Consider the following 14,297-nt stretch of genomic DNA (forward strand, 5'->3'; position numbering starts at 1 on the left):
CGCGAGGCGCGGGCATCCGGCGGGAATGTCTGGAAAGGTCAGAGAGGACGGCCCCGACCGGCGCGCGGGAACGCACGCGCGATCAGCGGCGGCAAGGTTCGGGCGATGCGCCGCGGGCCGTCAGGCGCGCGCGGGCGGACCGATCGCGGGCGGCGGCGGCGCCGCGAGGCGGTGGACCGTGAGGTCCGCAACGGCGCGGCTGAACGTCCGGCCCGCGTCGATCGCGACGAGGACCGCAAGCACCGGCGCGGCGGCAAGCGCGCCCGCGCCCATGCCGGCGAACGCGCAAGGCGCATCCATGCCGGTGTCGTGCTTCGTGGGGGCGTGCCCGCCCTCCAGATCGAGGAGGACCTCGACCGGGCCGTTTCCGGTGCAAAGCGTGACGACGACGCCGTCCGCGGTCGCGACCGGCATGTAGCCGGAGGGCACGAGGATGCGGGCGAACAATACGAGGAACAGCGCGGCCGCGACCGCGCCTTCCCGTATCCAGCCTTTCCGCAGCCCCCCGGTCATGCCCGCCCCGATAGGGCCATCGCGGCCGCTTGTCACGTGGGGCGCCGTGCCGCAGGTCTCCGCCGCCCGTAAATTCCCTGTTCACGTGGGGGGCGACAATTGCCTAGAAAACGGCGGGCAGAAATCGGGATCACGGGATCCCGGCCGGACAGGGTTTTGGAGGCAAGATGCGTTACATGATGGTGGCCACGGTGTTGCTGCTCGCGGCGTGCAACACGATCGGCGGCGTGGGCAAGGACCTGCAATCGGTCGGCGAAACGGTATCCGACGTCGCGAAATAGGCCCCGCGCGGTGCGCAAGCGCCGCGTAGCGCCCGAAATTCACAAGGGTCCGGCCCTTGGCGGGGACGCCTCGCTCCGCTAGGCGCTGCGGCATCGCCGCGGGCATCGCTGCGAACGGCGCTGCAAGCGTCGCTGAAAACAGGGATCAGGATACCGGCATGATGGGCAAGCTGCGCCCCGACGCGTTCACCATCGCGCTCGTCGCGACCGTGCTCGCGGCGACCGTGCTGCCGTGCCGGGGCGAGGCCGCGATGGCGTTCGCCCGCGCCGCGAAGGCGTCGATCATGCTGCTGTTCTTCCTGCACGGCGCGAAGCTCTCGCGCGAGGCGATCATCCGCGGCGCGGGCGCGGTGAAGCTCCACGTCTCCGCGCTCGGCCTCACCTACCTCGCGTTTCCGGCGATCGGACTGCTGATCGCGCTCGCCCCCGATGCCGTCGTCAGCCCGAACATCAAGGCGGGCATCATGTTCCTTGCCGTGCTGCCGTCCACGGTGCAGTCGGCGATCGCCTTCACGTCGATCGGCGGCGGCAACGTCGCGGCGGCGGTGTGCAGCGCCTCGCTTTCGAACGTCATCGGCGTGTTCCTGACGCCGCTTCTCGCCGGCATCCTCATCCACACGCAGGGCACGACCGGGGACCTCGATACCGTCGCGGCGATCCGCTCCGTCGTCGTCACCGTGCTCATCCCGTTCATCGCCGGACACCTGTCGCGGCCGCTGACCGCCGCGTTCATCGCCCGCCATGCCGCCGTCCTCGGCAAGGTCGACCGGGGAGCCATCCTACTCGTCGTCTACACGGCGTTCAGCGCGGCGGTCGTGGACGGCCTGTGGTCGCGCGTGTCGGGCTTCGACCTCGCGGTCGTCGCCGCGCTCAGCGTCGTGATGCTGGCCGCGATCCTGCTGGCCTCGCTCTGGCTGGCGCGCCTCACCGGCATGTCCCGCGCCGACAAGGTGGCGCTGATGTTCTGCGGATCGACCAAGAGTCTCGCGAGCGGCGTTCCCATCGCCGCGGCGCTGTTCGCGGCGCCGCTCGTCGGGATGCTGATGCTGCCCCTGCTGATCTATCACCAGATTCAGCTCATCGTCTGCGCCGTCATCGCCCGCTTCTACGCGGATCATCCCGGCGGCGCGCGGCAGGAATCCTAGACGGGCACGGCAGTGGTGTACTTGATCCGCTTCAACGCGAAGTGCGAGGCGGTGGACGCCACCGACGCGTGGTTCAGCAGCTTGCGCATCAGGAAGGCCTCGTAGGCGCCCACGTCCGCCACGACGACGCGGAGCTGGTAGTCCCACTCGCCCGACATGGAGAGGCACTCCATGATCTCCTCGCGCGCCATCACCCACGCCTCGAACTCCTCGCGGGCGCCGCGCTCGTGCGACTTGATGCGCACCTGACAGACGACATCGAGGCCCTTGCCGACCGCGTCGCGGTTCACGAGGCGCACCACCGGGCCGAGCACGCCCTCGGTTTCGAGGTTGCGGATGCGGCGCCAGCATGACGCCGCCGACGCGCCCACGCGCTCGCCGAGCGCGGCGCTGCTGATGCCGCCGTCCTCCTGCATGATTCGGACGATCTGGCGGTCGATCTCATCCATGTGATGCGTTCATTTCATATTCTTCGTGAAAACCGTGAGCATAGTTCATTCATATGGCCGAATGTCTGAACATTGAAAGGAATTTTCGGCATTTTCCGATTATCCTGTTCACGAGGCGTAAGATGGGGAAGCGTTCGTGAGTCAGGCAGCGACAGCACAAATCGAGACCGGCTCGGTTCTGGATGGCCTCGCCGCGCAGCCCGCAGACCCGCTGCTCGCGCTGATCGGCCTGTTCCGCGACGACCCCCGGCCCGGCAAGATCGACATGGGCGTCGGCGTCTACCGCGACGCGGGCGGCAGGACGCCGGTGATGGCCGCCGTGAAAGCCGCCGAGGCGTTCCTGCTCAAGGACCAGCAGACGAAATCCTACCTCGGCCCCGAAGGCGACGCGCGCTTTGCCGAGCTTCTAACCCCCATCATCTTCGGCGAGATCGACCGCGCGCGGCTCTGCGGCGTGCAGACGCCGGGCGGCACCGGCGCGCTCCGGCTCGGCGCCGAGCTTCTGGCGCGCGGCCGCGCCGGTGCGCGGGTGCTCGTCGGGACGCCGACATGGCCGAACCACGTGCCGCTGATGGAAGCCGCGGGCCTGCAAATCGTGCCGTTCCGGCATTTCGACGTGGCGACGCAGGCGCTGTGCTTCGAGGACACGCTGGCGGCGATCAGGGGCGCGGCGCCGGGCGACGTGATCCTGCTGCACGGCTGCTGCCACAACCCGACCGGCGCGGACTACGCGCCGGACCAGTGGCAGACGCTCGCGGCGCTGATCGCGGAGCGCGGGCTGCTTCCCTTCGTCGACCTCGCCTATCAGGGCCTCGGGAACGGGCTCGACGCCGACGCGGCCGGTCTGCGCGCGGTGGTGGCGCAGAGCGCGCAAGTGCTCGTCGCCTATAGCTGCGACAAGAATTTCGGCCTCTACCGGGAGCGCGTCGGGGCGCTGTTCGCGGTGTCGGACAGGGCGCCGATGATCCAGTCCAACCTGCTCGCGCTCGCCCGCGCCAACTGGTCGATGCCGCCCGATCACGGCGCCGCCGTCGTCCGCACCATCCTCGACAGCGCGGACCTCACGGCAAGCTGGCGCGCGGAGCTGGAGGCGATGCGGCTGCGCATCCGGAGCGTGCGCGAAGGCGTCGCCGCGTGCGACCCGGCGCTCGCCGGCCTGACGCAGCAGACCGGCATGTTCTCGATGCTGCCGCTGAGCCCGGAGCAGATCCGCACGCTGCGCGAAGTTCACGCCGTTTACATGGCCGGATCGGGGCGCATCAACGTGGCGGGCCTGACGCCGGACGCGATCCCGGCGTTCGCCGCCGCCGTCGCCGCCGTGCGCTGAGAGGGAGACGATCATGGCACAGAGAGCCGCACTCAAGGTCCCCCTTCGCAACGCGCCGGACGAGAACGTCGACTGGCGGCGCGTCGCCTATCTGCTGAGCCTGTCGCGCGCGCTCGACGCGATGGAGGAGCAGCGGCTGGTCCCTGAGAAGAAGGTGCTCTACCAGTTCTCCGCGCGCGGCCACGACATGGCGCAGATCCTGCTCGGCAGCAGGCTCGACAACCCGCGCGACGCGACCTGCGGCTATTACCGCTCGCGGCCGCTGCTGCTGGCGCTCGGCGTCGACGTGGCGGATGCGCTCGGCTCGTCGATGGGACGCTCGGGCGGCTATTCGGACGGGCGAGACATCGGCGTGGTGTTCAACTTCCCGAACCCGAACGGCGCATCGGCGCTCCCCATGTGCGGCGGCGTCGGCGCGCAGTACACGCCGACGGCCGGCTGGGCGCAGGCGATCGACTACTACCGCACCGTCATCAGGGACCCGGCCTATGACGATGCGCTCGCCGTCGTGCTGGGCGGCGACGGGTCGGTGGCCTCGAACGGCTTCTGGGCGGCGCTCACCGTCGCCACCACGCAGAAGCTGCCGATGCTGTTCTACATCGAGGACAACGGCTACGGCATCTCGGTGCCCTCCACGTTCCAGACGCCGGGCGGCAACATCGCCGCGAACCTCGCTGCGTGGCAGGACCTTCGCATCATCAACGGCGACGGCACCGAGCCTGCCGAGGCGGCGCGGCTGATCGAGGAGGCGGTCAGCTACGTGCGCGAGGAACGCGGCCCTGCCCTGCTGCGCCTCACCGTGCCGCGCCTGCAGGGCCACAGCTTCCAGGACACGCAGACCTACAAGGACGAGGACTTCGTCGCCTCCGAATGGGCGCGCGATCCGCTGCCCAAGCTGAAATCGTATCTCGTCCCCGCGCTGCTTTCCGAAAGCGAATGGGCGGCGATCGAGGACGAGGCGCAGGCCGACGCCGAAGCCGCGCGCGAGCGCGCCGAGGCGCGGCCGGTCGCGGAGCCGGAAACGGTGATGCGGAACGTGTTCTTCGAGGGCGACCTCCAGACCGTCGGCGGCCAGTGGACGCACGGCTACACACCGCCCGCCTCGACCGACCGGCCGAAGCCCGAAGGCCAGCGCATCAACATGGTGACGGCGATCCGCCGCACGCTGGAGCACGAGCTGGAGATCAACGACCGCGTCGTGCTGTTCGGCGAGGACATCGGCCCCAAGGGCGGCGTCCACGCCGTGACGCTCGGGCTTCAGGAGCGCTTCGGCGAGGGGCGCGTGTTCGACACCAGCCTTTCCGAAGAAGGCATCATCGGCCGCGCCGTGGGCATGGCGCTCGCGGGACTGATGCCGGTGCCGGAAATCCAGTTCCGCAAGTACGCCGAGCCCGCCACCGAGCAGATCAACGACTGCGGCACGATGCGCTGGCGCACCAACAACCGCTTCGCCGCGCCGATGGTGCTGCGCATCCCCGGCGGCTTCTTCAAGTGCGGCGACCCGTGGCACAGCCAGACCAACGAGGTGGCGTTCATCCACAACCCCGGCTGGAAGGTCGCGGTGCCTTCGAACGCCGAGGACGCCGTGGGCCTGCTGCGCGGCGCGCTGCGCGGCAACGATCCCGTGATCTTCTTCGAGCACCGCGCGATGCTGGACCACGCGTGGGCGCGCCGCCCCTACCCCGGCGACGACTTCGTGCTGCCGTTCGGCAAGGCGAAGCGCACGCGCGAGGGCGACGACATCACGATCATCACGTGGGGCGCGATGGTGCAGCGCTGCGAGGAGGCCGCCGAGGGCCGCTCCGCCGACGTGATCGACCTGCGCACATTGATGCCGTGGGACAAGGCGGCGGTGCTCGAATCCGTGCGCCGCACGCGGCGCTGCCTGATCGTGCACGAGGACCTGCAGACCGCGGGCTTCGGCGCGGAGATCGCCGCCGTGGTGGCGGACAAGGCGTTCATGGACCTCGACGCGCCGGTGGCGCGGCTGACGATGCCCGATATCCCCAGCCCGCATAACCCGGTGCTGCTGAACTGGGCGGTGCCCTCGGTCGAGCGCATCCGCGCGAAGATCGACGACCTCATCGGTTTCTGAAGGACGCGCCCATGATCGACATCCTCGTTCCCTACGAGCAGGAGGGGACCAAGGCCATCGTGCGGAGCTGGCTCGTGAAAGTCGGCGAGCCGGTGAAGGAGAACGACCCGCTCGTCGAGCTGGAAACCGACAAGGTGACGCAGGAGGTGCCCGCGCCCGCCGACGGCATCCTCGACGCGATCCTGCTCGACACCGACGCGGAGGCGACGCCCGGCGCGCTGCTGGGGCGGCTGCGACCGGCGGATGCGGCCACGCCAACGGCGCCGGAGGCTGCAACCGTCGAAGCGCCGAGGCCCGCGCCGACGAACGAACGCCCCGCCCCGGCGAACTGGCTGTCCCCCTCCGTGCGCCGCGCGGTTCAGGAGCATGACGTCGACCCCGCCGAGGTGACGGGCACCGGACGCGGCGGACGCATCACGCGCACCGACGTGGAACGCCATGTCGCCGAGCGCGCAAAGGCGCCGGAACCGTCTGCGCCCCCGCCCGCAAAGAGCGGCGGCGTCACCAGCGTGCCGCACGACCGGATGCGCCTCGCCATCGCGCGCAACATGCTCGGCTCGGTCACGACCGCGCCGCATGTGACCGCCGTGTTCGAGTGCGATTTCTCGGCGATCATGGCGCACCGCAAGGCGCACAAGGACGCGTTCGCGGCATCCGGCGCGAACCTCACCTTCACCGCCTATTTCATCGCCGCCTGCGTGGAGGCGATGCGCGCCGCGCCCGCGATCAACAGCCGCTGGTTCGACGACCGGCTGGAGATCTACGACGCCGTCAACATCGGCGTCGGCACGGCGCTCGGCGACAAGGGGCTGATCGTCCCCGTGGTCCACGGCGCGCAGGCGCTGTCGCTGCTCGGCATCGCGCAGCGCCTCACCGATCTCGTGGTGCGCGCGCGCGACGGCAAGCTCTCCGGCGGCGACGTTTCGGGCGGCACGTTCACGATCTCGAACCACGGCGTCTCGGGCTCGCTGCTCGCCGCGCCGATCATCATCAGCCAGCCGCAATCGGCGATCCTCGGCATCGGCAAGACCGAGAAGCGCGTCGTCGTGCGCGAGGCGGGCGGCGTCGACACGATCCAGATCCGGCCGATGGCCTACGTGTCGCTCACCATCGACCACCGCGTCGTCGACGGCCACCAGACGAACACGTGGCTGTCGAAGTTCGTCGAGACGCTGGAAAACTGGCCGCTCGCCTGAGGCCCTTCAGCCGTTCGCCGACCTGCGCCGCACTGCACGCGGGCCGGAGGACGCCGAGGGGGCGGTCGTGCAGCCGAGTTGCGGGATGCCGATCGTGCGGTTGCCGGAAAGGTCGCTGCGGCTGACGATGAGGCCGGTGCTCTCCATGTAGCCGAGCAGGCGGCGGACACGGCCGAGCGAGCTCGTGCCGTAGACGGCGGCGATGGCCGTGTCTTCCGGGCAGGGCAGACGCTCGCGCGCGGCGCGGGCGATGAGCAGGAACGCGCCGACCATCTCGGCGGGCAGCGTGTCGGCGAGCGCCATCGCCTCGCGCCAGTCCTCGCCCTCCGGGTTCGCGATCCCGGCGCGGGCGCAGGAGAGGCGGCGGCTGAAGCCGTCGAGGTCGAGCGGCGCGGCGAGGCCCGCCATGCGGCAGCGCACCTGGAAATCCTGGAAAAGCGCGCTCGGGCTGCGATGCTCGCCGCCCTCCTCCGCCAGCATGGCGTCCAGCACGTCAGCGACGATGGCGCCCACCGCTTCGGGATCGGGCGGCGGGCCTTCCGGCACGGGCGCCGCCGGGCGCAGGTCCTGCGCGACGCGGCGCAGCAGCGTTTCGGCCGGAACCGGCGTGCGCGGCGGCGGCGCGGGGAGCGGCGCATCCTCGGGCACGGGCGCGAAGATGAGGCCGCGCACCTCCGCCGCATCCATCGGCAGCGGCGCGAGCGACGGCCCGGTGCCGCGCGCCTGCGTGCGGACCGGGCCGATGCGGACGGGCACGGGACGGCGCGCGATGGCCGGGCCGAGCGCGAGGAACGCGCCGCGTTCGAGATCGCGGATCGCTTCGGCCTGCCGCCGCTCCATGCCGAGAAGATCGGCGGCGCGGGCCATGTCGATGTCGAGGAAGGTGCGGCCCATCAGGAAGTTGGACGCCTCGGCGGCGACGTTCTTGGCGAGCTTGGCAAGGCGCTGCGTGGCGATGACGCCGGCAAGGCCGCGCTTCCGGCCCCGGCACATCAGGTTGGTCATCGCGGCGAGCGAGGCGCGGCGCACGTCGTCCGACACGTCGCCCGCGCCCGCGGGCGCGAAGAGCTGCGCCTCGTCGACGACAACGAGCACGGGATACCACTGCTCGCGTGGGGCATCGAACAGGCCGGAGAGGAAGGTGGCGGCGCAGCGCATCTGCGCCTCGACGTCGAGGTCCTCGAGGTTGAGCACCACGGACGCGCGGTGCTCGCGCACGCGCGCGGCGAAATGGCCGATCTCGCGCTCGCCGTAGTCGCCCGCCTCGATCACCGAATGACCGAACGGCTCGGCGAGCGTGACGAAATCGCCCTCGGGGTCGATCACCACCTGCTGGACGCTGCCGGCACTCTCCTCGAGCAGGCGGCGCAGCAGGTGCGACTTGCCCGAGCCCGAGTTGCCCTGAACGAGCAGGCGGGTTGCAAGCAATTCCTGGAGGTCGATCGGCACGGGCTGTCCGGACCGATCGGAGCCGATGTCAATGGCGACCGTCATGCCCTCTCTTTGGGAGAGGAAGCGCGCCGCGTGCAAGCCCAAAGACGGCGCGCCGTCAGGGCGCGGCGCTCTCGACCAGTCCGCCGCCGAGCGCCACGTAGAGCGAGACGCGATTGTCGAGCACGGCGCGGCTCGCAGTGATCAGCGCCTGCTCGGCATCGAACAGGTTGCGTTCGGCATCCAGCACTTCGAGATAGCCGACGACGCCCTCGCGGTAGCGCGTGCGGGCAAGCTGCGCGATGTGCCGCTGCGCCTCCGTCGCGCGCATCTGCGCCAGCATCTGCTCGGCAAGGAAACGACGCCCCGCGAGCGCGTCGGCCACCTCGCGGAAGGCGAGCTGGACGGTCTGTTCGTACCCGGCGACCGCGATGTCCTCGCGCGCCTCGGCGACGGTGAGGTTGCCCTTGCGGCGGCCGAAATCGAAGATCGGCAGGTTCAGCGTCGGGCCGACGCTCCAGTTGAAGCTGTCGTTCTCGAACAGCGAATCGAGCTCGCCCGACGCGAAGCCGAGTGTGCCGGTGAGCGAGATCGTCGGGAAGAACGCCGCGCGCGCCGCGCCGACATTGGCGCGGGCGGCGCGAAGCGTTTCCTCGGCGGCGAGGATGTCCGGCCGCAAGGTCAGGAGGTCCGACGGCAGGCCCGCCGCCAGCCTCGGGAAGCCGTCCTGCTCGGCGAGCGGAAGCGGCTGCGCGGTTTCCGGCAGCACGCCGCCGACGAGCACGGCGAGGAAGTTCGCGTTCCGGCTGCGCGAGAGCCGGAGGCCGGCAAGCTCGGTCTCCGCCTGCGTCAACAGCGATTCGGCCTGCCGGAAATCGAGCGCGGAGGTGACGCCCGCATCGAGACGGCGCTGGGCGATCCGCACGCCGTCCTCGCGGCTCTTCACCGTCGCCTCGGCGAGCGTGATGCGCTCCTCGGTCTCGCGAAGCGCGAACCACGTCGTCGCGACATCGCGGATGAGGCTGAGGCGGAACGCGCGCTCCGCCTGCACGGTGGAGAGATACTGAGACCGCGCCGCTTCGGAGAGGTTGCGGACGCGGCCCCAGAAATCCAGCTCGAACGCCGAAACGCCGACGCCGACCGAAAACCGGTCCTGCTCCGCCACGGTCACGCCGGTCGGGGTGACGACCTGTCCCCGGCTTCGCGCCGCCTCCCCGCTCGCGGCGAGCGTCGGCAGGCGGTCGGCGCGCTGGATGCGGTAGAGCCCGCGCGCCTCCTCGATGCGGGCGATCGAGACGGCGAGGTCGCGGTTGCGCTCCAGCGCCGTGCCGATCAGCGTGCGAAGCGCCGGATCGGCGAAGAAATCGCGCCAGCCGACGGTTTCAGCGCGCGTGCCGTCCGCCGGGTCCGGGGACAGCGGATAGGCGGGGGCGGTGGGGAGCGCCGGACGCTCGTGCTTCGGCGCCATCTGGCACGCGGACGCGGACACCAGCAGCGCGGAGAGCAGCAGCAGCTTACGCATCGGCGGTCTCCGCGATCTCCGGGTGACGGGGCTCGCCGGGTGCGGGCGGGCGCCTCCGGCTGATCCAGCGGCGCACCGCGTAGTAGAACAGCGGGATCAGGAAGATGCCGATGAGCGTCGCGGTGATCATGCCGCCCATCACGCCGGTGCCGACCGCGCGGCGGCTCGCCGCGCCCGCGCCGCTGGCGATGAACAGCGGGAACATGCCGCCGATGAACGCCATCGAGGTCATGATGATGGGCCTGAGGCGGAGCTTCACCGCCTCCATCGTCGCATCGAGCGGCGATTTGCCCTTGGCTTCCTCCTCGATCGCGAACTCGACGATGAGGATCGCGTTCTTGGCGGCAAGCCCGATGATGGTGACGAGGCCGACGTTGAAATAAATGTCCGCCGAGAGGCCGCGCAGCGCCGTCAGCAGCACCGAGCCGAGCACGCCGAGCGGCACGATCAGCAGCACCGACACCGGCACCGCCCAGCTTTCGTAAAGCGCGGCGAGCAGCAGGTACACGACGACGAGCGACAGGCCGAGCAGCAGGCCGATCTGGCCCGCGGACTGCTTCTCCTCGTAGGAAATGCCGGTCCATTCGTAGGAGAAGCCTTCGGGAAGCTGCTCCGCGAACCGCTCCATCTCCGCCATCGCCTCGCCGGTCGAGCGGCCGGGCGCGGCCATGCCCGAGATCGTCATCGACGGATAGCCGTTGTAGCGCTGGAGCTGCTGCGGACCCGCCGTCCATTCCACCTGCGTGAACGCGCCGAACGGCACCATGTCGCCCGAGGCGCTGCGGACCTTGAGGTCGAGCACGTCCTGCGGCGTCATCCGGAACGGCGCATCGGCCTGCAGCAGCACCTGCAGCACGCGGCCGTCGCGCGTGAAGTCGTTCGCGTAGGCGCTGCCGAACGAGATGGCGAGCGTGTCGTTCACGTCGCCGATCGAAAGCCCGAGCGCGCGCGCCTTGATGCGGTCGATGAGCACGCGGAGCTGCGGCGAGTCCGGCTGGCCTTCCGGCCGCACGCCCGACAGCACCGTGCTCTGCGAGGCGAGGCCGAGCAACTGGCCCTGCGCGGCGGCGAGCGCCTTGTGCCCGTGGCCGCCGCGATCCTGAAGCTTGAACGTGAAGCCGCCGGCCGTGCCGAGTTCCTGGATCGCGGGCGGATTGAGCGCAAAGACCATCGCCTGCCTGATCTGCATGAACGCGCCCATCGCCCGGCCGACGATGGCGTCCGCCTTGTTCTCGGCGCCCTTGCGCTCGTCCCACGGTTTCAGGTTCACGAACACGATGGCGTTGCCCTGCCCCTGCCCGAAGAAGCTGAAGCCGCGCACGACGAAGACGTTCTGCACCTGCGGCTGATCGTCGTAGAAGGCCTTCACCTGAACGATGGCTTCCTCGGTGCGCTCGCGCGTGGAACCGGCAGGCGCCTGGATCGCGGTGATGATGCTGCCCTGATCCTCGGTGGGCAGGAAGCCGCCGGGAAGGCGCGTGAACAGGATCGCCGTGAGCCCGAACAGCAGGACGAACACGCCGAGCCAGCGCAGCGGTCGCGACAGGACCTTGCCGACCGTGCCCTGATAGCGATCCGTCGACCGGGAGAACCACGCGTTGAACCGGTCGAAGAAGCCGCCCGTCACCTGCGCGAACCGGCCCTGCCGGTCCTTCACCTCGCTGTGCGGTTTCAGGAAGGTGGCGCAGAGCGCGGGCGTCAGCGTCAGCGCCAGCAGCGCCGAGAAGCCGATGGAGACGATCAGCGTCACCGAGAACTGGCGATAGATCTGCCCGGTGGAGCCGGGGAAGAACGCCATCGGGATGAACACCGCCATCAGCACCAGCGTGATGCCGATGATCGCCGAGGTGATCTGGCCCATCGCCTTCACGGTCGCCTCGTAGGGCGACAGATGCTCCTCCGCCATGATGCGCTCGACGTTCTCGATGACGACGATGGCGTCGTCGACGAGGATGCCGATGGCGAGCACCATGCCGAACAGCGACAGCACGTTGATCGAGAAGCCGAACAGCCACAGGCCGAGGCAGGCGCCGGCAAGCGCGATCGGCACGACGATCGTGGGGATGAGCGTCGCCCGCCAGTTCTGGAGGAACAGGAACATGACGAGGAAGACGAGCACCATCGCCTCGGCGAGCGCCTTCACCACCTCGTCGATGGAGACGTTGATGAACGGCGTCGTGTCGTAGGGAATGGACCACGTGATGTCGGAGGGGAAGCTGCGCTCCAGCTCCTTCATACGCGCGTTGACGCCGCGCGCGGTGGCCAGCGCGTTCGCGCCGGGCGTCATCTGCACGGCGATGCCGGCCACCGGATTTCCGTTCAGCTCGGAATCGAACAGGTAGTTCTGCGCGCCGAGCTCGACGCGCGCGACGTCGCGCAGGCGCACCGCCGATCCGTCCGGATTGGCGCGCAGGATGATCGCCGCGAACTGCTCGGGATTGGTGAAGCGGCTTTGCGTGACGATCGTGGCGTTGAGCTCGCTGCCGTTCGCGAGCGGCCGGTCGCCGAGCGCGCCGCCCGGCGACTGGCTGTTCTGCTCGCGCACCGCGGCGAGCGCCTCCGCCGCCGAAAGGCGGTAGTTCGCGAGCTTCTGCGGATCGAGCCAGATGCGCATGGCGTAGGGCGGCGTGAACACCTGCACCTCGCCGACGCCCGAGACGCGGCGCAGTTCGTCGACGACGCGGCTGTTGGCGAAGTTGCCGAGATCGAGCGCGGGGGTTTCGCCGCTCTTCGATTGCAGGCCGACGATGAGCAGGAAGCCGGCGTTGGCCTCGGCGACGGAAATGCCCTGGCGGCGCACCTCCTCGGGAAGCCTTTGCTCGACGCGGCGCAGGCGGTTCTGCACCTCCATCTGCGCTTCGTTGATGTCGGTGCCGGTGCGGAAGGTGACGTGGATTTCCGCCGTGCCGTTCGAGAGGCTGGTCGACGACATGTAGAGGAAGCCCTCGACGCCGTTCAGCTGCTGCTCGATGACCTGCGTGACGTTCTGCTCGAGCACCGCGGCATCGGCGCCGGGATAGGTGAGCTGGATCGTCAGCGAGGGCGGCGCGACCGACGGATACTGCTCGACCGGAAGCCCGCGCAGCGCCAGCACGCCCGCAAGCGTGATGCAGAGCGCGAGCACCCACGAGAAGACCGGGCGGTCGATGAAGAAACGCGGGGTCATTGGGAGCCGGCAGCCTTCCGGGCGGCCTCTTTCGGCGGGGCGCCCGCGATGCGGACCGGCTGGCCGGGGCGAACGCCCTGAAGGCCGCTCACCACGACGCGGTCGCCCGCGCGCAGCCCGTCCTCGATCACCCAGCTTCCGCCCTGAATCCCGCCGAGCTTCACGATGCGCGCCTCGGCGACATCCTTGGCGCCGATCACAAACACGCTGCCCCCGGCTTCGGTGACGCTGACCGCGCGCTGCGGCACGAGGATGCCGTTCGCCCGCGTCCCGGCGCCGATCTGCGCGCGCACGAACTGGCCGGGCAGCAGCAGCTGCCTCGGGTTCGGGAACTCGGCGCGCAGCGCGGCCGTGCCCGTCGCCTCGTCGATCGAGAGGTCGAGGAAGTCGATATGGCCGATCTGGTCGTAGGTCGTGCCGTCCTCGAGGATCAGCTTCACGTCCCAGCGGCCGAGCTCCGGGATGTGCAGCTTGCCGCCCGCGATGTCGCGGCGGATCGCCAGCAGGTCGGAGCTCGACTGGGAGAAATTCACGTAGATCGAAGCGATCTGCTCGATCGTGGTGAGCAGCGTGCCCTGCGAGGCGCTGACCAGCGCGCCTTCGGTCACTTGCGCGCGGCCCGCGCGGCCCGCGATCGGCGCGCGCACGGTCGCGTAGCCGAGGCTGAGCCGCGCCGATTCGACCTGCGCGCGCGCCTGATCGACATCGGCCTGCGCCGTGCCCAGCCGCGCCACGGCCGCGTCGTATTCCTGCTTGCTGATCGCCTGGTCCGCGATCAGCCCTTCGTAGCGCTGAAGGTCCTGCGCCGCGTTCGCCGAGGTCGCCTGCGCGCGGGCGAGCGCCGCCTGCGCGGCGTTCAGCGCCGCCGTCATCTCGCGCGGGTCGATGGCGAACAGCGCCTGCCCCGCCTTCACGTCCGTGCCCTCGTCGAACAGGCGGCGCTCGATGATGCCGTCCACGCGCGCGCGCACCTCCGCCGTGCGGATCGCCTGCACGCGCCCCGGCAGCTCGATCACGTTCGCGATCGGCTGCGGCCGGACCGTGACGACCTCGACCTCGGGCGGCGGCGGCGCAGGGGGCGCATCGTCCGCGCAGGCTGCAAGCCACACGCAGGCGGCCAGTGCCGCTGCCGCCAGCCATCGGTTGTTACGCATGAGAACTCCGTCGCGGGG

11 protein-coding genes are annotated in these 14,297 nt (G+C 70.2%); 5 read left to right on the forward strand and 6 right to left on the reverse strand.

Translation table 11 applies throughout. The annotated features are described in order from the left end of the window. Nucleotides 1–120: 120 nt before the first annotated feature. Complete coding sequence (locus tag PE061_RS00740) at nucleotides 121–513, reverse strand: hypothetical protein (RefSeq protein WP_271257334.1); 393 nt, start codon at nucleotides 511–513, stop codon at nucleotides 121–123. Between the two features lie 167 nt (nucleotides 514–680). On the opposite strand from PE061_RS00740, the gene PE061_RS00745 reads away from it, so the two are divergent. Both PE061_RS00745 and PE061_RS00750 read left to right on the forward strand, forming a co-directional pair. Then, the gene (locus PE061_RS00745; RefSeq protein ID WP_271257335.1) at nucleotides 681–794 is read left to right on the forward strand and encodes an entericidin A/B family lipoprotein; all 114 of its coding nucleotides are present in this window, start codon (nucleotides 681–683) and stop codon (nucleotides 792–794) included. Nucleotides 795–850: 56 nt separating this feature from the next. Beyond that, nucleotides 851–1,939 carry a bile acid:sodium symporter family protein gene (locus PE061_RS00750; protein WP_336297013.1) on the forward strand — a complete coding sequence of 363 codons (1,089 nt, stop codon included), beginning with the start codon at nucleotides 851–853 and terminating at the stop codon, nucleotides 1,937–1,939. Here PE061_RS00750 and PE061_RS00755 read toward each other — a convergent pair. Then, nucleotides 1,936–2,388: an Lrp/AsnC family transcriptional regulator gene (locus PE061_RS00755; protein ID WP_271257336.1), complete on the reverse strand. Its 453-nt coding sequence runs from the start codon at nucleotides 2,386–2,388 to the stop codon at nucleotides 1,936–1,938. The two genes, PE061_RS00750 and PE061_RS00755, sit on opposite strands and share 4 nt — an antisense overlap. 136 nt (nucleotides 2,389–2,524) lie before the next feature. Here PE061_RS00755 and PE061_RS00760 point away from each other — a divergent pair, with 136 nt between their 5' ends. The 3 genes from PE061_RS00760 to PE061_RS00770 are packed head-to-tail and all read left to right on the forward strand — an operon-like array spanning nucleotide 2,525 to nucleotide 7,006. Then, nucleotides 2,525–3,715, forward strand: coding sequence for an aromatic amino acid transaminase (locus tag PE061_RS00760; protein ID WP_271257337.1), 1,191 nt, complete (start codon nucleotides 2,525–2,527; stop codon nucleotides 3,713–3,715). Nucleotides 3,716–3,728: 13 nt separating this feature from the next. Next, nucleotides 3,729–5,810 (forward strand): alpha-ketoacid dehydrogenase subunit alpha/beta, encoded by a 2,082-nt coding sequence (locus PE061_RS00765; RefSeq protein ID WP_271257338.1) that lies wholly within the window; start codon nucleotides 3,729–3,731, stop codon nucleotides 5,808–5,810. Nucleotides 5,811–5,821: 11 nt separating this feature from the next. Beyond that, complete coding sequence (locus PE061_RS00770) at nucleotides 5,822–7,006, forward strand: dihydrolipoamide acetyltransferase family protein (protein ID WP_271257339.1); 1,185 nt, start codon at nucleotides 5,822–5,824, stop codon at nucleotides 7,004–7,006. 6 nt (nucleotides 7,007–7,012) lie between these two features. Here the strand turns inward: PE061_RS00770 and PE061_RS00775 are convergent, their stop codons facing one another. From PE061_RS00775 to PE061_RS00790, 4 genes are read right to left on the reverse strand one after another with little or no spacing between them, the layout of a single operon-like run. Then, nucleotides 7,013–8,500, reverse strand: a complete 1,488-nt coding sequence (locus PE061_RS00775; protein ID WP_271257340.1) for an ATP-binding protein — start codon at nucleotides 8,498–8,500, stop codon at nucleotides 7,013–7,015. Between the two features lie 55 nt (nucleotides 8,501–8,555). Next, a complete protein-coding gene (locus PE061_RS00780) occupies nucleotides 8,556–9,959 on the reverse strand; it encodes an efflux transporter outer membrane subunit (protein ID WP_271257341.1) in 1,404 nt (467 codons plus the stop codon). Then, nucleotides 9,952–13,125: an efflux RND transporter permease subunit gene (locus PE061_RS00785; protein ID WP_271257342.1), complete on the reverse strand. Its 3,174-nt coding sequence runs from the start codon at nucleotides 13,123–13,125 to the stop codon at nucleotides 9,952–9,954. The genes PE061_RS00780 and PE061_RS00785 overlap by 8 nt, the downstream gene beginning before the upstream one ends. Then, nucleotides 13,122–14,279 carry an efflux RND transporter periplasmic adaptor subunit gene (locus PE061_RS00790; protein WP_271257343.1) on the reverse strand — a complete coding sequence of 386 codons (1,158 nt, stop codon included), beginning with the start codon at nucleotides 14,277–14,279 and terminating at the stop codon, nucleotides 13,122–13,124. The genes PE061_RS00785 and PE061_RS00790 overlap by 4 nt, the downstream gene beginning before the upstream one ends. Between the last annotated feature and the right edge of the window lie 18 nt (nucleotides 14,280–14,297).

The organism is Sphingosinicella microcystinivorans (genome assembly GCF_027941835.1).
Taxonomy (GTDB): Bacteria; Pseudomonadota; Alphaproteobacteria; order Sphingomonadales; family Sphingomonadaceae; genus Sphingosinicella.